This window comes from Allobosea sp. Tri-44 (genome assembly GCF_004123845.1).
Classification (GTDB): Bacteria; Pseudomonadota; Alphaproteobacteria; order Rhizobiales; family Beijerinckiaceae; genus Allobosea.
This window is the reverse complement of the sequence record NZ_NBDP01000003.1, coordinates 86,425-105,988: the sequence shown is the minus strand read 5'-3', so window position 1 is coordinate 105,988 and position 19,564 is coordinate 86,425. Positions and strand designations below refer to the sequence as shown.

The window sequence follows — 19,564 nt, the reverse complement described above, 5'->3', positions numbered from 1 at the left end:
CGAGCAGACCCACATGGCCAGCAGCGACCTCGAAGCCCAGGACAAGGACAAACTGCCGCTGACGCCGGAAGGCATGGCGGCGGAGTGGGCTGCCATGCCCGACATCGTCGACGAGGACGGTGGCGAAGCGGAAGCCAATATCGATCGCCTGATGAATCAGGACGAGATCGATACGATGCTCGGCTTCTCCATCGGAGACGACGGCAAGGGCGGCCGCAACGGCATCCAGGCGATCGTCGATTCGGGCTCGGTCACCTATGAACGCCTGCCGATGCTCGAAATCATCTTCGAGCGTCTGGTCCGCCTCCTCTCCACCAGCCTGCGCAACCTATTCAGCGACAATGTCGAGGTGACGCTGGAAAGCATCCGCTCGGTGCGCTTCGGCGACTATATGAACTCGATCTCGCTGCCGGCGATGCTCGCCGTGTTCAAGGCCGAGGAATGGGACAATTTCGGCCTCGTCACCATCGAGTCCGCCCTCACCTATTCGGTGCTCGACACCATGCTCGGCGGCAAGCGTGGCCAGTCGGCGGCGCGGGTCGACGGGCGCCCCTTCACCTCGATTGAGATGAGCCTGCTACGCCGCGTCATCGGCGTCGTGCTCGGCGATGCCGAAGCCGCCTTCAAGCCGCTCTCGCCGGTGAACTTCAAGATCGACCGGATCGAATCCAATCCGCGCTTCGTCTCGATCTCCCGGCCGGCCAACGCCGCCATCCGCGTCGAGCTGCGCTTCGACATGGAGGGCCGCGGCGGCTCGCTCCATCTGCTCCTGCCCTACGCCACCATCGAGCCGATCCGGGAATTGCTGCTCGAGAGCTTCATGGGTGAGAAGCTCGGGCGCGATCCGATCTGGGAGAACCATCTCGCGACCGAGGTCTGGCAGGCGGATGTCGCGGTCAAATGCGTGCTGCACGAATGCACTATGCCGCTGAAGCGGGTGATGAAGCTCGAAATCGGTGACACGCTGATGTTCGATGCACGCCCCGACTCCGTCGCATCGCTGCGCTGCGGCGAGTTCATCGTCAGCGAAGGCCGGATCGGGCGCGTCGACGACAAGATCGCGGTCCAGGTCGTCAGCCCGTTGCGACGCTCGAAGACGACCATGGCCGCCTTCGACACCAGCCATCTCAATCCGGCGTCCTGACCAGGGAGTCCCTGCCCCATGACCATCACCCTGATCGCCGATGCGCTGGTGGGCTGCCTGTTGGTCGCCACCATCATCACCTGCTTCGTGCTCTCCAAGCGCATCGAACGGTTGAAGGCCGATGAGAGCGCCATGCGTCAGACCATCGGCGCGCTGATCTCCGCCACCGATACGGCCGAGCGCGCCATCGCCGGCCTGAAGCTGACGCTCGGCGACTGTGATCGCACGCTCGGCGAACGCCTGCGCACCGCCGAGCGCTACGCTGCCGACCTCGCCCAGCAGATCGAGGTCGGCCAGGGCGTGATGGAGCGCATCGGCCAGATCGTCAGTGCCGCCAGCATGGTCGCGGCCAAGCCCGCGCCCGAGCCCGAGAAGCCGGTGCTCTCGCGCATGGCGAGCGCCGCCGACGCCGCCGCCGCGATCCGCGCCCGCGCCGCCCGCAGGCTCGAAGGCCAGGCTGCGTGATCCAGTCGCCCCGCCTGATTCCAGCCGTCATCCTCGGCGCCATGGGTCTCCTGGCGCTGAAGCTGCTTGCCTGGTCGGCGGAGCCTCCTCCGAGCAAGGTGCCGACAGCGAGCGCCAAGGCCCTCCCCGCCAAGCCTGAAAAAGAGGTCTGGGGGCTGGCCAAGATCATCGCCAAAGCCCATCAGCCCGACGTCTTCATGGATCCCGAGACCACCGGCACGATCGACCCGCCGGCGCCCAAGCTCCCGCCCGAGGAGCAGGCCAAGCGCGACGCCGCCCCGAACAACAAGGCCGGCCTGATGAACGGCACGGCCCAGCCGGTCTCGCCGGCGGAGAAAGCCCTGCTCGAACGGCTCGGCCAGCGCCGCGAGGAGATCGAAGCCCGCATGCGCGAGCTCGACATGCGCGAGAAGCTGCTCGATTCGGCCGAGAAGAAGCTCGGCGGCCGCGTCGACGATCTCAAGGCACTGGAAGAGAAGGCCGAAGGCCCGCGCAAGCAGGAGACCGAGGCCAATCAAGCCGCCAAGAACCTGGTGATCATGTACGAAACGATGAAGCCGAAAGACGCCGCCCGCGTCTTCGACCGGCTGGCGCTCGACATCCTGGTTCCCGTCGTCCAGCAGATGAGCCCGCGCAAGATGTCGGACGTGCTCGCCGCGATGTCGCCGGAGGCGGCGGAGCGGCTCACCGTCGCGCTCTCGCTGCGCGGGCGTCCCGTGGTCGCCACCGAACGCGCTCCGGCCGCCATGCCGGCAGGCAATGAACTGCAGGCGATCGAGCCCGCGCCGCGACGCTGACCACCCTGCCGGTTTGACTTGGCTGACAGGTCGCGCAGCGATCAGGCCACGGAGTCGGTAGTCACTGCTGAACCGAGATGCCGCTCTCCTTGATGATCGTCGCATAGGTCGACACGTAGCGATCGATCACTGTCTCGAACTCAGCGCCCGGCCGGGCCAGCACCGTGAAGCTCAGGCCCTGGAGGCGCTCGCGCACATCCGGGCGCGTCAGGGCCGTAAGCCAGGCGCGCTCCAGCGCCTCGCGGGCCGGCGGCGGCGTGTCGCGGCGCACCATGACGCCGAACCAGCTGTCCGAGAGAAGGTCCGGCTGCCCGAGTTCGGCGAAGGTCGGGACATTGGGCAGCTCCCGCACGCGCTTGTCGGCGGTGACCGCAAGCGCGAGGAGCTTGCCCTCCTCGATCGCCTGGACGACGTCCGGAAGGTTGCTGAACGCAAAATCGATCCGGCCGGCGAACAGGTCGACGAAGAGCTGCGCGGTGCCGTTATAGGGCGCATGGACCGCCTTGCCGCCGATCAGGCGCAGGAAGTGCTCGGAGCCGAGATGCGGCGAGGTCCCGATCCCGGGGCTCCCGTAAGTCATCGAGTCGCCGCTCTCGCGCAGGCGCTTGATGAAGCCCGCCCAGTCCGTCTTCAGCGACGGCGCGACCACGAGAACATGGGGCACCACAGTCGCCTGCACCACCGGAGCGAAGGCGCGCTGCCAGTCCGCGGTCCGTGCCCGCAGCGTGATGTTCGCCGCAAAACTGTTGGCGATCATCAGCATGGTGTGCCCGTCGGCCGGGGACTTCAGCGTCTCGGCCCCGGCGATGACGGTGGCGGCGCCGGCGATGTTCTCGACGACAACGGTCTGGCCGAGCGTGTCCTTCAGGCTCTCCTGGGCCAGCCGCGCGACCGGATCCATCGACGTCCCGGCCGTGAACGGGAGGATCAGCCGCAGTGGCCTCGTCGCTCGCCACTCGGTTTGCGCTCTTGCCAGTTGCGCTCTTGCGAGAGCCGGGGCGGTCAATCCCGCCAGGAGCAACGCACGTCGATCAAGCAACATCGGGGCTCTCCAAGCATGAGATCGTCAAAGCTGTGGCCGGCTGCACTGCGTTCCCGTTCCGGCAACACCTGCAGCCAGGTCGTTTCTGGTCAGGGCTGCGCCTCGATCACGAACTCTCGCGGCAGGCCCCTGACATCCATCTCGTAGTCGAGGACAGCCACCGGAGGCCGCGAGAAGTGCCAGGTCAGGCCGCGGCCGAGGCTGGTGATGGGCAGGAGGACGTCCGCAAGGAGCGGATGGATGTCGCGAACCGTGTAGATGTTGGCGACCGTGGCGTCCGCCCAGCTAAAGCCGAGCCCCGCGAGACGGTGCTCCATCTCTCCCATCACCCATTCGGCCTTGGCACGCACGCCGGCGGCGGAAGCGTCGCCTGGCCGGATCGTTCCTTGAGCGTAGCTCGCACCGCCTTCCGGCGCCTCGCCACTGCCGGCCACCACGAAGCTCGCCCGCACCGAGGCATCAGGCACGGTATAGCTGAAGGCATGGAGCGATACGGTGTCCGGCTTGCCGAGCTCGGGGCAGATGTTGGTCCGGGCGACCGGGTTCACCTTTCCCTGCAGGACGCCCCATTGGTCGAGGCGGGAGGCATAGAGCCGGTTGAAGGCGTCGAACCCGCCTTCCGAAAAGGGCTCGGGCGAGCGCAGTTCGCAGGCGCAGAACGCGGTCAGCGGCCTGCCGACCCGTTTCAGATGCGCCTCGATGATCGCAAGGCCCTGGTCCAGCGCGACCGGGGACGCCAGTTGCGCGCGCTCGATCCTGAAGCCGGGCTGCGCCGCGACGCCACCGGAGTATTGGAAAACAGCGGGGATGAACCTGTAGCTGCCGTCCTGGCTCGGTTGGGTCGAATACATCAGATCGGCTCCCCGTATTGTTCTGATCATTCCTAAAGGGAGCGAAGATCGCCCAGCCAGAGCGGAATCGCGGAGAGATCGTTGCCGATCCGGCAACGGTTTCTTACTGTCGGGCCAACAGGTTCGCTTACGCCGGAAGGCTCTCAGCATGTCGCTCACCCGCTACCGGTATTTCGCGCTCGTCGCCGATCACGGCTCCGTCCGTGAAGCGGCGGATGCGTTGCGCGTCGCCCCGTCGGCGATCAGCCGCCAGGTCGCCGCTCTCGAGGAGGAGTACGGCACGGCGCTGTTCGAGCGCCGGGCGCGCGGCATGAGGTTGACCACGGCGGGATCGGCGGTTCTCGAGACGGCTCGCACCATCCTCGGCAGCGTCCAGACGGCGCGTTCCGCCATCGAGGAGCTTCAGGGAATGAAGCGCGGCCACGTGCGTGTTTGGGCGGTCGAAGGCGCGCTCGACGATTTTCTCTACCCTGCCCTCACGGAGTTCTCGACCGCGCACCCTTCGGTGAGCTTCGAGGTCATGGTCGCGAGTTCCGACCAGCTCGTGCAGCGCCTCCTCGACGACGAGGCCGACGTGGTGGTGGCGTTCAACCCGATCCTCCACCGCAGCGTCCTGTCGCTCGCCGAGATCGCCGATGCGCTGGTCGTCGCCGCCCATATGGACGATGCCGTCGCGCAACGGCACTCGGTGAGGATCGAAGATGTCGGTGAGATGAAGCTTGCGCTCCCGGACAGGACCTTCGGCCTGAGGCGCCTCGTCGACGATATCGCCGCAGCCACCGGTATCGAGCTCAAGCCGGCCCTGGTCACGAACTCGATCGAGTCGCTGCGCTCCTTCGCACGGGCCGGCATGGGGGTCAGCATGTTGACCCGCTGCGCCACGCGGCGGGACGTGTCCGAAGGACGTTTGGTCACTGTTCCGCTCCAGGGCCGCAATCTGCGCAAGGCCTGCCTCAAGATCTGCGTGAGAAAGGGTCGAAGCCTCTCACCAGCGGCGCGGGCGCTGTCGCGGCACCTCGCCCGCAGCGCGAGGAAATACGCGGCCGGGCACACGTAGAGAGACACTTCTGCGGGAGATCGCCCCTTAACCCACCGTTATCCTTGACGGGCTAGCCTCCGCGCAGGTTGGAGGGCCTGTCGCCGCTCTGCCATCGCGTCGAGTTGAGTAGCGGTCGTGCGTATCCTGCGGTCCCTGAGCTTCGGCATTGGCCTGGCGGCGCTGAGCCTCGCTGCCGGCGTCGTCGCGCCGGTGGCGGCCGCCACCGCGACCTTGCGCGGCGAGGCCATGCGCGCCGGCTTCGGCCGCCTTGCCTTCACCTTCGACGAACCGGTGACGACGCGCGTGCGGGTCTCGAACGGTGTCGTCGTAATCGGCTTCAGCCAGCCGGTGAAGCTCGAGCCCGGCCGGCTCGCCGCCGACCTGCCGAATTATGTTTCGGTCGTGCGGGTCGACCCCGACGGCCGCGGCCTGCGCCTTGCGCTCGCCCGCCCCTACCGCGCCAATCTGCTCGAAGCCGGCGACCGGGCCTTCGTCGACCTGCTGCCCGAGAATTGGACCGGCCAATTGCCGGGCCTGCCGCCCGAGATTCTCGCCGAACTCACCCAGCGCCTGCGCCTCGCAGAGGCACGCGCCCGCGAGATCGCCCGCGCTCCGGCTATTCCGCCAAAGCCGCTCGGCTTCCGCAGCGCCCGCCTGCCGACACTCGATCGCCTGATGTTCTCAACGCCGCCGGAGACCATGCTCACGCCCGTCTCGGGCGACGGCAAGCTGACCCTGAACTTCGATCAGGCGCTGACGGTGACGCCATCGCAGATTCGTAGTCTGCTGCCGGCCGACTTCACACTCGAGCAGGCGACGATCGAGGATGATCGGACGCAGCTCGTCTTCACCGTGCCGAAGGATCGCCAGCTTCGCAGCTTCCGCGACGAGGCGGGCTGGACCGTAGACCTGCCGCATTCCGGCGCCGCCATCCCGCTGTCGCTGGCCGATCTGCAGACCGCCCCGTCAAGCGGAGCCAAGCCGGCGGAGAGCAAGGCGCCAGAGCAAAAGCCAGCCGCGGCACCGCCGTCCCCTGCCCCGACAGCCGAGACGCCGCAAGCCCAGCCCAAGCCAGTGGCTACGGTCGCCGCTGACGCACCGCCCCGGGATGTCGAGATCGGCTCCGCCGCCGATGGTGATGGTGGCCGCATCGACTTCCGCTTCTCGCGGCCTACAGGCGCCGCCGCCTTCGCCGAGCCGGGACGGGTCACGTTGGTGTTCGACACGCGCGACACGCTCGACCCGGACAGGCTCAAGGGCGTGCTGCCCGCACTGGTTCAGGACGTCACCGTCACTCGCGAGACCAAGGTCACCATCGTCAGGCTGAAGACGCGCCGCCAGCAGATCGTGCGGCTCTCCGATGACGGCGCGCAATGGTCCCTGACCTTCGGCGACAAGGCCGGCAAGCCGGCCGGCGCGCTCAGCCCGCGCCGCGGCGCCGACGAGCGCGGCCAGACCATCGTCAACGTGCCGGTGCCGGGCCTGACCGGCGTGCACTGGCTTGAGAACAGTGAGGGCGGCCCGACGATCGCGGTCGCGACCGCAATGGGACCGACGCGGGCCGTGTCGAAGCCCTATCGTTTCGTCGAGTTCGGGCTGCCGCAAAGCGCCCATGGCGTGGTGGTCAGCGCCGTCGCCGATGATCTTGCCGTGCGCGCCGACACCAACGAGGTGCGGATCGGCCGTAGCAACGGCCTGATCGTCAGCCTCGACGCCGAAAAACCGAGCGAAGCAGACAAGAAGAGCGCTGCAGCGGCCACCCAGCCATTGCTCGACAGCGAGGCCTGGTCCGCCCTGCACACTGCCGATGTCCGCGATCGCGCGGCAGCCTTGCTGCGCGAGGTCGCCGGAGCCTCGCGTGGACGCAAATCCGAAACCCGTCTGGCACTGGCCCGCTTCCTTGCCGCCAACGGCATGATGGCGGAAGCAGCCGGACCGCTGAATGCCCTCCTGGCCGATGACGCCGCGATGCGCGGCAACCGCGACGCGGTCTTCCTGCGCGGCGTGATCGCCTCCCGCATGCACCGCAGCGCCGAGGCGCTGAAGGCCTTCGAGGCCGCTCCAGTCCGCGACGAAGCCGAGGCGGGGCTCTGGCGCGCCCTCTCGGAGCAGCGGCTCGGCCGCAACGGTCAGGCCCTCGCCGGCTTCCGCCGGGCGGAAGACATCCTCGACCGCTACCCCGTCGATCTCCAGGCCGAGTTCCGCCCGGCGATGGCGCGGGCCGCGCTCGCCTCCGGCGAGGCGACAGTGGCGGAGAAGCAGATCGGACGGCTCGCCGAGATGCCCGAGGAACTGATGAACCCCGAAGAGCTGGCGCTGCTGCGTGCCAAGCTCGACGATGTCAGCGGCCGGCCGGAGGCTGCGCTCAACGCCTACCGCCCGCTCTTCGAGGCGAAAACCCGGCCGGTCGCAGCCGAGGCGCAGTTGCGCGCCGTCAAGCTTGCCCGTGCCGAGAAGCGCACCGACCTGCCGGTCGACGAGGCCATCGCCCGACTGGAGACGGTCTCGGCGATCTGGCGCGGCGGCGAGGTCGAGATCGAGACGCTGGCCGAGCTCGGTCGCCTCTATGCCGAGCAGCAGCGCTGGCGCGACGCCTTCCAGACGGCGCGGCGCGCCAACGAGGTCTTCCCGGAGCACCCGGCGACGCGGCTCCTGCACGACGAGACCGCCCAGCGCTTTGAAGCGTTGTTCAGCGATCCCAATCTCGAAAAGCTGCCGCGGCTCGACGCATTGGCGCTGTTCTACGACTTCAAGGAGTTCCTGCCGATCGGCCGGCGCGGCGACGAGATCACCCGCCTGCTTGCCGACCGGCTGGTCGAGCTCGATTTGCTCGACCAGGCCAGCGATATCCTACAATACCAGATGGATCGGCGCCTGACCGGCGCGGCGCGCTCCACCGTGGCGACGCGGCTCGCCATGATCCGATTGATGAACGGCAAGCCGGCAGAAGCTTTGCAGGCGATCGTCTCGACCCGGCTCGCCGAGCTCCCGGCCGACGTCAAGCGCGCCCGCCTGCTGCTCGAGGCCAAGGCGCTCTCCGACCTGTCGCGCACCGATCAGGCGCTCGACCTGATGGAGGGCGAAAGCGGCCCCGAAGTCGATCGGCTCAACGCCGACATCCTCTGGAGCGGACGGCGCTGGCGCGAGGGCGGCGAGGCGCTCGAACGCATCCTCGGCGAGAGCTGGCGCGGACAGGCACCCCTCAGCGACGGCGAGCGCGGCGACGTGATGCGCGCCGCAATCGGCTATGTCATGTCGGACGAGGCGCTCTCGCTCGACCGCCTGCGCACCAAATTCGCTGGCAAGATGGCGCAAGGCGCCGATGCGCGGCTGTTCGGCTTCGTCACCGGAGCGAGCCGCGCCAACGCCGCTGATATCCGCGAGGCCGCGCGTTCGGCCTCCGGCTCCGACACCATGACCGACTTCCTCAAGGAATATCGCAAGCGCTACCCGGCCTATTCCAGCTCCGTGCGCGAGAGACGGAAAGCAGGCGAAGCCGACGCGGCCAATGCCGGACCCAAGCCCGGTCAGGGCTGAGCGGTTGCCTCAGCTGCCATAGCTCTTGACCAGCGAGCCTGCGACCAGCCCCCAGCCATCGACCAGCACGAAGAAGATCAGCTTGAACGGCAGCGCCACCGTGACCGGCGGCAGCATCATCATGCCGACCGACATCAGGATCGAGGCGACCACAAGGTCGATGATCAGGAAGGGTACGAACAGCAGGAAGCCGATCTCGAAGGCGCGCCTGAGCTCCGAGATCATGAAGGCCGGCACCAGCACCTGAATCTGAACCTGATCGGGACGCTCGGGCGGGGGCTCGCGCGACATCTCCATGAACAGCGCCAGATCCTTCTCGCGCACATGCTTCAACATGAACTCGCGGAACGGCACGATGCCGCGCTCGAACGCCTCCTGCGGCTGCATCTGTCCGGCGATCAAAGGCGCGCCGGCGACGCGATAGGCCTCCTTCAGGGTCGGCGCCATCACGAAGCCGGTCAGGAACAGCGAAAGCCCGATGATCACGGCATTGGGCGGCGCGGTCTGGGTGCCGATCGCCGAGCGCAGCAGGGACAGGACAACTGCGATGCGGGTGAACGAGGTCACCATGATCAGGATCGACGGCGCCAGCGACAGCACCGTGATCGCGGCGACCACCTGCAGCGCCCGCTCGGTGACGCCGCCCTGGCCGAGATCGAGCGAGAGCGTCTGGGCCTGGGCGACGCTTCCGAGCGCACCCAGCGCGACGGCGAACACCGCCAGCCAGCGCAATCTCCGTGCCGTGGGTGTCCGCCTGCCCATCATCCGTCCCTGCCCGAATCAAGGCGCGGGCTCGAAGGAACGCTAGAGCAAGGCTCTGGGGCGGGCGAAGGGGGTTTGCGTCGCTATCCCCTGCCGCCTTCGCGGCAGGGAGGCTCTTTGTCCCTTCGCGCCAGGGAGGCTGGGCCCCTTCGCGCCAGGAAGGCTGGCTCAGCCTTTCGGCTTGGGATCGCGCCCGAGCAAGCGGGCGAACTCCGCCTCGATCGCATCGACCGAGAACGGATCGTCCTCAGCGGGCTTGGCCGCCGGCTTCGATTCGGCCGGCTTGGTCTCCGCCTTCGCCTCAGCAGGCTTGGTTTCAGCAGGCTTGGCTTCCGCAGCGGGTTTGGAATCCGCGGGCTTCGCTTCGTTCGGCTTGTCCTCGCTGGGTTTGTCCTCGCTCTTGGCCGGCACCTCGGGCGCATCCGTTTTGGCGGAGTCCAGCTCGTCGTCGAGCATGTCGTCAAAGACCGGCGCAAACTTGACGGGCTTGGGCCGCTCGGCCGGAGCTGGCGGCGTCTGCTCCCTTGCCGGGGCGGGTTTCTTCTCCTCGGCCTTGACTGGCTCGGCGGCCGGAGGCTTGGGCGGGGCGAAGACCGGTGGGGCGACCAGCGGCGTCTCTGCTGCAGCAGGGCGGGCCGATGCCGGCTTCAACCCCAGCGCCATTTCGAGCTCGGCCTCCATATCCAGCGCCGGTCGGGCGGGCGCTGGCGTCGGAGCCGGCGGCTTGGCAGCGGCGACGGGCGGAGCCGGCGGCGCGGGAGGCGACGGCACGGGAGGCGCCGGCGGCGGCGCGACAGGTGTTGGTGTGGGCGCTCCCGGCTCCGTGCGCGGGCCGGCCGAGCCGGGACGCACGGCGGAGAACGGTCGCTTCAAGGCCTCTTCGAGCTGGCGTGCCATATCGCCGAGCTCGCTGGCGCTGGCGGCTGGAGCCGGATCACGAGTCAGGGCGGCGCTGATGCCGGCAGCCCCCGCGGTGACCGCGGCAGGAATCGGAGCTGGCGCAGGACGTGGCGGCTGAGGCTGGGCTATCGGGCGTGCGGGCGCCGCCGGAGCAACTGGCGGCTGCGGGCGCGGCGGCGGAACGGGGTCGACCGGAACGGCCGCGGCCGGCACCGGCGAAGGCGGCAGCGGGCGCGGCTCCTCGGCGATATGCGGACGCTGCTCGGGTTCGAAGGCCAGCGGCCGCTCGGCCAGGCCTTCAGTCGGCGTCGGCACCGCCACACGCCCACCGCTGCGTACGATATTGGTCTCGACCACCACGTCGGAAGCGCCGCCGATCATCACGAGGTGCTCGACATTGTCGCGCCGCACCAGGATCAGCTGGCGCTGCCGGTCGAGATCGTAGACATCGACCACGCCGAGGCGCGGCTGGCGGGCACGTCCCCCACCCTGGCCCTTGAACTTAAGCCGCCCGCCGCTCATCCGCCGCAGGAAGAAGCCGAGCAGCGCGACCAGAAGCAGCACTACTGCGAAGGCGATGATCCAACGCAGGCCGGAGGAAAGTTCGAAGCCAAACAAAGTCTGCAAGGTCTGCCTCATGAAGCGACGCGACAGCCGCCGACCGCTCTTTGTAAGGGCGATCAGACGGATAGACGGAGTTGGCTATACCATAAGCGCCGCCAGTTCGAGAAACATGGTTAGCAGATGGTTAACATGAACCTGCAGATCGGACGGAGTTAACCGCGCGTTAACCATGCACTCGGCAATAATTTCCCACTTCGGCAAGAGCCGACGGGAGATTGGCAGCATGGCGAACAATGGCCTTGGCCTGATGGGAGCTCTGAAGACGCGCATGCAGTGGCATCAGGCGCGCCAGAAGCTGCTCGCCGAGAACGTCTCCAATGCCGATACCCCCAAATTCAAGCCGCATGACCTGCGCGCGCCCTCCCCGGCCGGCGTCGGCACGACGCTGTTGCAGACCTCGCCGATGCATCTTGGCCTCTCCGGCCAGCGAGGCGGCTTCGATCCGCGTGACCCCAAGCGCTTCGAGACGACGCCGAGCGCCAACAGCGTCAATCTCGAGGACGAGATGATGAAGGTCGCGCAGAACCAGTCAGACTACCAGCTCGCGGCCTCGCTCTACAGCAAGAGCCTCGGGCTGATGAAGATCGCGATCGGCAAGGGTCGCTAAGGAGCCACGTCATGGATCTGCTCAAGAGCCTCGCCGTCGCCGCATCCGGCCTGAAGGGTCAGGCCGGCCGCATGCGCGTCATCGCCGAGAACCTCGCCAACGCCGATTCCTCGCCCGAGCGCACCGGCGTCGACCCCTATCGCCGCAAGATCGTGAGCTTCCAGGGCAGGCTCGACCGCGAGCTCGACGCCCAGGTCGTCGATCTCGGCCGGGTCAACCGCGACCGCAGCGACTTCAAGACGAAATACGACCCCGGCCATCCCGCTGCCGACGCCAGCGGCCAGGTCAAGATGCCCAACGTCAATTCGCTGATCGAGACGATGGATATGCGCGAGGCCCAGCGCAGCTACGAGGCCAACCTCAACGTCATCTCGTCCACGCGCCGGATGATCCAACGCACCATCGACATCCTGCGCGCCTGACGCGATCGGCTGAAGCGGAGCTACTCTCATGACCACATCGAGTTTTGCCGCCGGCGCCTACGCCTCGATGCAGGGTATGGGCACGAGCGCCCTGCTGAAGAAGCCCGCCTCGGTCGGCGGGCTCGACGGAGCCGGCGCCGGCCTGCCGGACTTCTCGTCCCTCGTCGGCAAGGCACTGGAATCGACGGCACAGAGCGCTCGTCAGGCCGATATCCAGGCCGGCAATGTCGCCGCCGGCCGCTCCAATGTCGTCGACGTGGTCACCGCGGTCGCCGAGAGCGAAGCGGCGATCGAGACGCTGGTGGCGGTGCGCGACCGCGTCATCGCCGCCTATGAGGAAATCATGCGGATGCCGGTCTGACGACCACTGTCCCGCCGAACGCCGACCGGATCAGAGCCCATGACCTCCGCAGCCATCCTCGACGTCGCCCGCGACGGCATCGTCGTCTTCCTCAAGGCCGGCGCGCCGCTGATGCTGATCGCGCTCGCCGTCGGCCTCGTCGTCTCGCTGATCCAGGCGTTGACGCAGATCCAGGAGCAGACCCTGGTCTACGTTCCCAAGATCATCGCAGTCTTCGCCGCCATGCTGCTGTTTTTGCCGTTCATGGGCGACGCCCTGGCGGGTTATATGGGCAGGGTCGCCGTCCGAATCGCCACGGGCGAATGAGCCTCGCGCCAGCCAGCGCCTCCTTCCCATGGAGTCCGGCCGGCACGTCTCACTGGCGCGGGAGCCGGGTCCGCCCGATGCAGATCGCCATCCTGCCCGAGATCAGCGCGCTGTTCGTGCTGATCTTTGCGCGCGTCGGCACCCTGGTGATGCTGATGCCGGGCATCGGCGAACGCTTCATCCTGTCGCGCGGCCGGCTCTCCCTCGCCTTCTTCGTCACCCTCGTCATCCTGCCGATGGCACGCGGCACGATCACCATGCCGCAGGACCCGGCAGGTCTCGGCGGGCTGCTGATCAGCGAAATCCTGGTCGGGCTCGTCATCGGCGCGACCGTTCGTCTTTTGATGGGCGCGCTGCAGACCGCCGGCTTCATCATCGCCCAGACGCTCGGCCTCGGCTTTGCCGTCACCGTCGACCCGACAGGCGGCCTGCAGAACCCCTCGCTCGCCAACTTCCTGTCGATGCTCGGCATCACGCTGATCCTGGCGGCCGATCTCCATCACCTGGCGCTCGCAGCCATCCATGAGAGCTACCGGCTGCTGCCGCCCGGTGGCTTTCCGGAGATCGGCGACGTGATGACGCTCGCGGTCAAGGCGATGGCGCAGGGCTTTGCCCTCGCAGTGCAGATTTCGGCGCCCTTCATCGTCTTCGGTTTGCTGTTCAATCTCGGCCTCGGCGTGCTCGCGCGCCTGATGCCGCAGATGCAGGTCTTCTTCCTCGCCGTACCGGCTTCCATCCTCGGCGGCATGCTGGTGTTCCTCGCCACGGTCGGCGTGATGATGGGCGTCTTCCTCGACGATCTCGGCACCTTCCTGCGCCAGTTCATCGGTCTGTGAGGAGGCGCAGGCATGGCCGGTGACGTCGAAAACGAAGACCGCACAGAAGAACCGACCCAGCGAAAGCTCGACGACGCCATCGAGAAGGGCGATGTCGCGAAATCGCAGGAGATCGGCACCTTCTTCGTGCTCTGCGGCTTCACGCTGGCGCTCCTGATCGCCGCAGGCTCGGCCGCCCGCGACGCTGCGCTCTCGCTGCGCTCTTTCCTGATGAACGCCCATCAGGTCTCGGACGACCCGGCCGCCCTCTTCCATGTCACCAGTAAGGGCGTGATGACGGGCTTCGCCGCGCTCGCCCTGCCGCTCGGCTTCATCCTCGTCGCTGCGCTTGCCGGCGCCCTGATCCAGCATAAGCCGCTCTGGACCACCGAGCCGATGATGCCGAAGTTCGATCGGATCTCGCCCATGGCGGGCTTCAAGCGCATCTTCGGCAAGGATGCCTGGGTCAATTTCGCCAAGGGCCTCGCCAAGATCGCGCTGGTCGGCGTCGGCGTCTGGATCGTGCTCTGGGGCGAGCGCGACCGCCTGCAGGGCTTCGCCCAGATGGACGTGCGCGCCTTGCTCCCGGCCGTCCTCGTTTTGACCATCAAGCTGATGGCCGGCGTGCTCGCCATCTTCGCGATCATCGCGATCGGCGATTTCGGCTACCAGCGCTTCAGCTGGCACCAGCGCCAGCGCATGACTAAGCAGGAGCTGAAGGACGAGTACAAGAACTCCGAGGGCAATCCCGAGGTGAAGGCCAAGCTGCGGCAATTGCGGGCCCAGCGCGCCCGCTCGCGCATGATGGCGCAGGTGCCGAAGGCGACGGTGATCATCACCAACCCGACCCACTATGCGATCGCCCTGCTTTACGATCAGGGCCAGGGCGCTCCGGTCTGCCTCGCCAAGGGCGTCGACGCGATCGCGCTGAAGATCCGCGAGGTCGCCGGCGAGCACAGCATCCCGATCGTCGAGAACCCACCTCTGGCCCGCGCGCTCTACGCCACCGTCGAGATCGATGACGAAATTCCTGTCGAACACTATCAGGCAGTGGCGGAAGTCATCGGATACGTCTTGCGCCTGAAGCGCCGGCGCGCCTAACTCGCTGGCCGGGCAGGCGACAATATCCTGGCGCCCTGCCCTAGCCTATCACCGACGGGCGACTGAAGGAAAACGGACCCGCTGCAATGAGCGCAAGCACGGCATCGACCGCGATCGACCGGTCCGACCGGCCCGGCCATGTCGGGATCATCCTGCTGATCGCGGGGCTCCTGGTCGGCGCCGCGATCGCGCTCGGCTTCATCGCCAATGAATGGGCGCAGCCGCTGATCCTCGGTTTGCTCGCCTTGCTCTCGGTCGTCGGCGTGTTCTGCCTGTTCGCCTTCGCGATCGGGCTGATCCAGTTCGCCGGCCGCTCGGCCCGCAACGACCTGACCAAGGCGATCGTCGACAGTGCCGACGACGGTGTCGTCGTCACCGAAGGCGATAATCGCATCGTTTACGCCAACGAGGCCTATCTCGCCTTTGCCGGCGCCCGCAACGCTAGCGAGATCGCCCCGGTCGAGCGTCTGTTCAAGGGCCGCGCCGAGGTTTCCGAGGCGATCTACCGCCTCGCCACCGCCGCGCGCGCCGGCCGCCGGCTCTCCGAGGAGATCCGGCTTGAGCCGGCCTTGAACGAACGCGGTGCCGTCGGCTGGTACCGGGTGCGCGTCTCGCCGATCACCCGCGCCGGCCGCCCGGCCTGCCTGTGGAGTGTCGCCGACGTAACCCCCGAGCGCGAGCGCCAGGAGAACGCGTTCCAGGAATTGCAGCACGCGATCGACTATCTCGACCATGCCCCGGCCGGCTTCCTCTCAATCGATGCCGACAGCGAGGTGCCCTATCTCAACGCCACGCTGGCAGGCTGGCTCGACTACGACCTCGCCCGCTTCGGTTCGGGCGGCCTGCAGCTCGACGACATCGCCTCGCCCAATGCCGCGGCGCTGATCCAGGCCATTCGCGGCCAGCCCGGCGATGTGCGCATCGAAGTGCTCGACGTCGACCTGCGCCGTCGCAACGGCCAGTCCCTGCCGGTGCGCCTGCACCATCAGGTCGCCTTCGGCCAGGACGGACGCGCCGGCGCCTCGCGCACGCTGGTCCTGAACCGCGCCGCCGGCGAAGCCGGGGCCGACCGCCATACCGATGCCGAGGCGCGCTTTGCCCGCTTCTTCCACGCGACGCCGATGGCGATCGCGACCGTCGACCGCCATGGCGCGATCCTGCGCTCGAACGCCTCCTTCGCTCGCCTGACGCAAGGCGGCGCCCAGCCGGCGACGATCCAGGAGCTGGTCAACGGCAATGGCGCCCTCGCCCAGGCCTTCGACGCTGCGCTCGCGGGCAAAGGCGAGATCGCCCCGCTCGACGTCGCGCTCACCGGCGAGGAAGGCCGCTCGGCCAGGCTCTATCTCTCGCCCGTTCCGGCCAGCGAGGACACCGATGGCGAGCGCGCCATCGTCTATGCGCTGGAAACCACTGCCGAGCGCAAGCTCAAGGACAATATGGACCAGGCCGGCAAGATGCAGGCGGTCGGCCAGCTCGCCGGCGGCATCGCGCACGATTTCAACAACGTGCTGCAGGTCATCATCAACGCCTCCGAATTCCTGCTCGCCAGCCACAAGCCGACCGATCCGTCCTTCCCGGACATCATGCAGATCAAGCAGAACGCCTACCGGGCGGCCTCGCTGGTCCGGCAGCTGCTCGCCTTCTCGCGCCGTCAGACCCTGCGCCCGCAGGTGCTGGCGCTCGGTGACGTGCTCTCCGACCTCTCGCTGATGTTGAAGCGCGTGGTTGCCGACAAGATCGCGCTCGATGTCCGCCAGGGCCGCGACCTCTGGCCGGTCAAGGCCGATCTCGGCCAGCTCGAGCAGGTCGTGGTCAACCTCGCCGTCAACGCCCGCGACGCCATGGCGAGCGGCGGCAAGCTGCAGGTGCGCACCCGCAACGTGCCGGCGGCCGAGGTTGGCGAGCTCGGCTACGAGGCCCTGCCCGCCACCGACTACGTCCTGCTCGAGGTCGAGGACAGCGGCACCGGCATCGCGCAGGAGCATCTCGAAAAAATCTTCGAGCCCTTCTTCACCACCAAGGAGGTCGGCAAGGGCACGGGCCTTGGCCTCTCAATGGTCTATGGCATCGTCAAGCAGACCGGCGGCTTCGTCTTCTGCGACTCCGTCGTCGGGCGCGGCACCAATTTCCGCATCTTCCTGCCGCGCTATATCCCGACCGAGGAGGACATCGCTGCCGAGGCGGCCGCCAGGGAGGCGCCGAAGAAGGTCGCCGCCGATCATACCGGTGCCGGCATGATCCTGCTGGTCGAAGACGAGGACGCGGTGCGGGCTCTCAACGCCCGCATGCTGGTCTCGCGCGGCTACACCGTCCACGAGGCCGCGTCCGGTGTCGAGGCGCTCGAGCTGTTCATACAGCACGAAGGCAAGATCGACCTCGTGATCTCCGACGTCGTCATGCCCGAGATGGACGGCCCGACGCTGCTCGGCGAGTTGCGCAAGCGCAGCCCTGCCACGAAGGTCGTCTTCGTCTCCGGCTATGCCGAGGAGGCCTTCCGCAAGAATCTGCCGGAGGGCGAGGAGTTTCAGTTCCTGCCCAAGCCCTTCACGATGAAGCAGCTCGTCGAGACCGTGAAGGCGGCGATGATCTGAGCGGCGCGAGTTATGATTCCGGGCGCCTAGGCCTTTTGCGCCCGGATCAGCATATGCGGGCGAAAGCGCGGGAACAGATATTCGAAGGTTCGGAACGGCAGCTTCTTCAGGCTCTCCGACGGGCTTTGCCAAAGCATCTCGACTTCCATGAGCCTCAGACCTGCATTGGCGAGGCAGGTTTCCAGCTCAGGCCGGGTATATTCGCGCCGGTGGACGTATTCGTGCTCGAAATCGACATCGGCGAAGAGGTCGGGAGGCAAGGCGACGATCGAGCGATTGAAGATCAGCTTCAGGATGTTCCTCAGCCGCGCGAAATTATCGGTGGTTATGAAAACCTGCCCGGTATCCGAGAGAGCTGAACGCAGCTTGCGCAGGATCCCTGTCGGGTCCGTACGCAGATGCTCGATATTGTCGAACCAGAAGACGGCATCGACGGCATCGAGCGGCGAGACCCACTCCGGAGCGGAGATGTCGCCGGCGAACATGCCTGCAAAATTGCCGTAGAGTTCGCCCTCTATCTTCAGGGTTTCGGCGAAATCGACGACGAAGACCGAAGCGTCGAGATGTTTCTGAACGACTTCCTCGACGAAAGCTCCGCCAGCTCCCAATGACAGGACGCGAGGGCTCCGTCCCAGGCTGTTCAGAGCCATGCTCGCTGCGCGATACTGTCGGTAGAAACTACTCTCGAAATAGGACTTCATATGGAATTTGCGCTTTTCGAGATCGATTGACGATCTGAATTCGTTCGGCGACAGCGCACTCATGCAGAGCGACCTTCTAAGCAATGACCGCCAAGCCTATAACGTCGACACCTTAAATAATTGCATCCGGCTTTGTAGAATTGGCGCCCATCCGATCAATGGTTTTGCCTCCTTATCAGGCAACTGACCCAACACCGGCCTCGGCGCCTTGCTGCTTCAAAATGACGGCACAGGGCAGCCCGCGATCGATCAAGCATTACCAAGAGTTCATGCTGCGGACAGGCGCTCCCGGGCGGCCGGCTGTAAGGTGGCTCGTCGTCGACAGCGCTGCGCCGGGACCTTCGATGAAACGTTACGCGATCATAGCCCTTCTGCTGGCTGTCGCCGCCTTCGCCGCCTATCGCGTGATCAGGCCGCAGGACGGCCCGGAACAAGCGCATGCCGAGCGCCGTGCGGATCCGCCGGCGAGTCCGGTCACGACCGTGCTCGCCAGCCGCGCCGATGTACCCGTGACGCGCCGCTCGATCGGTTTCGCCGAGCCGGTCGCGATCGTCGCGGTCAAATCCCGCCTCGATGGCGTCATCGCCGACCAGCACGTCAAGGAGGGCCAGGAGGTCAAGCAGGGTGACCTACTCTTCACCCTCGACGATCGCGAGCTCAAGGCGCAGGTGGCCCGCGACGAGGCCAATGTCGAGCGCGACAAGGCGACCGTGGCGCAAAAGCGCGCCGATCTCGCCCGCCAGAAGAGCCTGGTCGACAAGGGCGCCGGCACGCAGCAGGCGCTCGACCAGGCGACTGCCGACGAGGCCGTCGCCACGGCCGTCGTCAAGGCGGACGAGGCGACATTGGCGCTCGACCGCGTCCGGCTCGGCTACACCACGATCACCGCCCCGATCTCGGGCCGGCTCGGCGCAATCACGGCGACGCCGGGCAATGCGGTGCGCGTCAACGACGCCAACAGCAATCTCGTGACGGTGACGCAGCTCGCCCCGATCCGCGTCACCTTCACCCTGCCCGAGCGCGACCTGACCCTGGTGCAGGCCGCGGCGAAGGGGCAGACGCCGGCGAAAGTCACCGCCTTCGCCTCCGGCACGCGCGAGGAACTCGCCACCGGCGATCTCTCCTTCATCGATTCCGCGGTCGACATTCCCTCGGGCACGGTCAGCGTGAAGGCGCTGTTCACGAACGAGCCGCACCGGCTCTGGCCCGGGCAATATGTCGACGTCGTCATCCAGCTCGGCATGATGCCCGGCTCCGTCACCGTACCCTCGGTCGCCCTGCAGGAGGGGCAGAAGGGCCCGTTCGTCTACGTCGCCAAGGGCGACGACACGGTCGAGGCGAGGCCCGTCAAGGTCGCCTCCAATGAGAACGGTGTCGTGGCGATCGCCTCCGGCCTGTCGCAGGACGAGAAGGTCGTGACCGAGGGCCAGTCGCGGCTGGCGCCGGGCGCCAAGATCAGGCTGGCCGCCCCCCAAACCAGCAAGCCGTGAGGGCGCGCC

General features: G+C 67.2%; 18 protein-coding genes. 13 read left to right on the top strand and 5 right to left on the bottom strand.

Features of this window, described 5'->3' with window-relative positions:
* Positions 1-13: 13 nt before the first annotated feature.
* Genes fliM through B6S44_RS00505 form a run of 3 tightly spaced genes read left to right on the top strand, consistent with a single transcriptional unit; the run spans position 14 to position 2,406 of the window.
* Entirely contained in the window at positions 14-1,144 is a 1,131-nt protein-coding gene (fliM, locus tag B6S44_RS00515; protein ID WP_129154857.1) for a flagellar motor switch protein FliM, read from the top strand.
* An 18-nt stretch (positions 1,145-1,162) separates the two neighbouring features.
* Positions 1,163-1,609 (top strand): DUF6468 domain-containing protein, encoded by a 447-nt coding sequence (locus B6S44_RS00510; RefSeq protein WP_129154856.1) that lies wholly within the window; start codon positions 1,163-1,165, stop codon positions 1,607-1,609.
* Positions 1,606-2,406: a MotE family protein gene (locus B6S44_RS00505; RefSeq protein WP_129154855.1), complete on the top strand. Its 801-nt coding sequence runs from the start codon at positions 1,606-1,608 to the stop codon at positions 2,404-2,406. The genes B6S44_RS00510 and B6S44_RS00505 overlap by 4 nt, the downstream gene beginning before the upstream one ends.
* Positions 2,407-2,467: 61 nt before the next feature.
* On the opposite strand, the gene B6S44_RS00500 is transcribed toward B6S44_RS00505, so the two are convergent.
* Positions 2,468-3,307, bottom strand: coding sequence for a Bug family tripartite tricarboxylate transporter substrate binding protein (locus B6S44_RS00500; RefSeq protein ID WP_164985665.1), 840 nt, complete (start codon positions 3,305-3,307; stop codon positions 2,468-2,470).
* Between the two features lie 230 nt (positions 3,308-3,537).
* Positions 3,538-4,299, bottom strand: a complete 762-nt coding sequence (gene cnbZ / locus B6S44_RS00495; protein WP_129154853.1) for a 2-amino-5-chloromuconate deaminase CnbZ — start codon at positions 4,297-4,299, stop codon at positions 3,538-3,540.
* Positions 4,300-4,447: 148 nt separating this feature from the next.
* Between cnbZ and B6S44_RS00490 the strand changes: the two genes are divergently transcribed.
* Both B6S44_RS00490 and B6S44_RS00485 read left to right on the top strand, forming a co-directional pair.
* Positions 4,448-5,356 carry a LysR family transcriptional regulator gene (locus B6S44_RS00490; RefSeq protein ID WP_129154852.1) on the top strand — a complete coding sequence of 303 codons (909 nt, stop codon included), beginning with the start codon at positions 4,448-4,450 and terminating at the stop codon, positions 5,354-5,356.
* A gap of 117 nt (positions 5,357-5,473) precedes the next feature.
* Entirely contained in the window at positions 5,474-8,875 is a 3,402-nt protein-coding gene (locus B6S44_RS00485) for a tetratricopeptide repeat protein (protein ID WP_129154851.1), read from the top strand.
* Between the two features lie 9 nt (positions 8,876-8,884).
* Here the strand turns inward: B6S44_RS00485 and fliP are convergent, their stop codons facing one another.
* A complete protein-coding gene (fliP, locus tag B6S44_RS00480; protein WP_129155535.1) occupies positions 8,885-9,637 on the bottom strand; it encodes a flagellar type III secretion system pore protein FliP in 753 nt (250 codons plus the stop codon).
* A gap of 168 nt (positions 9,638-9,805) precedes the next feature.
* Positions 9,806-11,164 carry a flagellar biosynthetic protein FliO gene (locus B6S44_RS30015; protein WP_164985664.1) on the bottom strand — a complete coding sequence of 453 codons (1,359 nt, stop codon included), beginning with the start codon at positions 11,162-11,164 and terminating at the stop codon, positions 9,806-9,808.
* Positions 11,165-11,384: 220 nt separating this feature from the next.
* Between B6S44_RS30015 and flgB the strand changes: the two genes are divergently transcribed.
* The 7 genes from flgB (at position 11,385) to cckA (ending at position 17,364) form a co-directional block, all read left to right on the top strand.
* Positions 11,385-11,768, top strand: coding sequence for a flagellar basal body rod protein FlgB (gene flgB / locus B6S44_RS00470; protein WP_129154849.1), 384 nt, complete (start codon positions 11,385-11,387; stop codon positions 11,766-11,768).
* A gap of 11 nt (positions 11,769-11,779) precedes the next feature.
* The gene (flgC, locus tag B6S44_RS00465) at positions 11,780-12,190 is read left to right on the top strand and encodes a flagellar basal body rod protein FlgC (protein ID WP_129154848.1); all 411 of its coding nucleotides are present in this window, start codon (positions 11,780-11,782) and stop codon (positions 12,188-12,190) included.
* Between the two features lie 28 nt (positions 12,191-12,218).
* Complete coding sequence (fliE, locus tag B6S44_RS00460) at positions 12,219-12,551, top strand: flagellar hook-basal body complex protein FliE (RefSeq protein ID WP_129154847.1); 333 nt, start codon at positions 12,219-12,221, stop codon at positions 12,549-12,551.
* A gap of 39 nt (positions 12,552-12,590) precedes the next feature.
* Positions 12,591-12,857 (top strand): flagellar biosynthesis protein FliQ, encoded by a 267-nt coding sequence (gene fliQ / locus B6S44_RS00455; protein ID WP_129154846.1) that lies wholly within the window; start codon positions 12,591-12,593, stop codon positions 12,855-12,857.
* A gap of 77 nt (positions 12,858-12,934) precedes the next feature.
* The gene (gene fliR, locus B6S44_RS00450; protein ID WP_129154845.1) at positions 12,935-13,693 is read left to right on the top strand and encodes a flagellar biosynthetic protein FliR; all 759 of its coding nucleotides are present in this window, start codon (positions 12,935-12,937) and stop codon (positions 13,691-13,693) included.
* 12 nt (positions 13,694-13,705) lie between these two features.
* Positions 13,706-14,773 (top strand): flagellar biosynthesis protein FlhB, encoded by a 1,068-nt coding sequence (flhB, locus tag B6S44_RS00445; RefSeq protein WP_129154844.1) that lies wholly within the window; start codon positions 13,706-13,708, stop codon positions 14,771-14,773.
* Positions 14,774-14,859: 86 nt separating this feature from the next.
* The gene (gene cckA, locus B6S44_RS00440) at positions 14,860-17,364 is read left to right on the top strand and encodes a cell cycle histidine kinase CckA (RefSeq protein WP_129154843.1); all 2,505 of its coding nucleotides are present in this window, start codon (positions 14,860-14,862) and stop codon (positions 17,362-17,364) included.
* Positions 17,365-17,390: 26 nt separating this feature from the next.
* On the opposite strand, the gene B6S44_RS00435 is transcribed toward cckA, so the two are convergent.
* A complete protein-coding gene (locus B6S44_RS00435; RefSeq protein ID WP_129154842.1) occupies positions 17,391-18,128 on the bottom strand; it encodes a methyltransferase domain-containing protein in 738 nt (245 codons plus the stop codon).
* 281 nt (positions 18,129-18,409) lie between these two features.
* Between B6S44_RS00435 and B6S44_RS00430 the strand changes: the two genes are divergently transcribed.
* Complete coding sequence (locus tag B6S44_RS00430) at positions 18,410-19,555, top strand: efflux RND transporter periplasmic adaptor subunit (RefSeq protein ID WP_164985663.1); 1,146 nt, start codon at positions 18,410-18,412, stop codon at positions 19,553-19,555.
* Positions 19,556-19,564 lie beyond the last annotated feature (9 nt).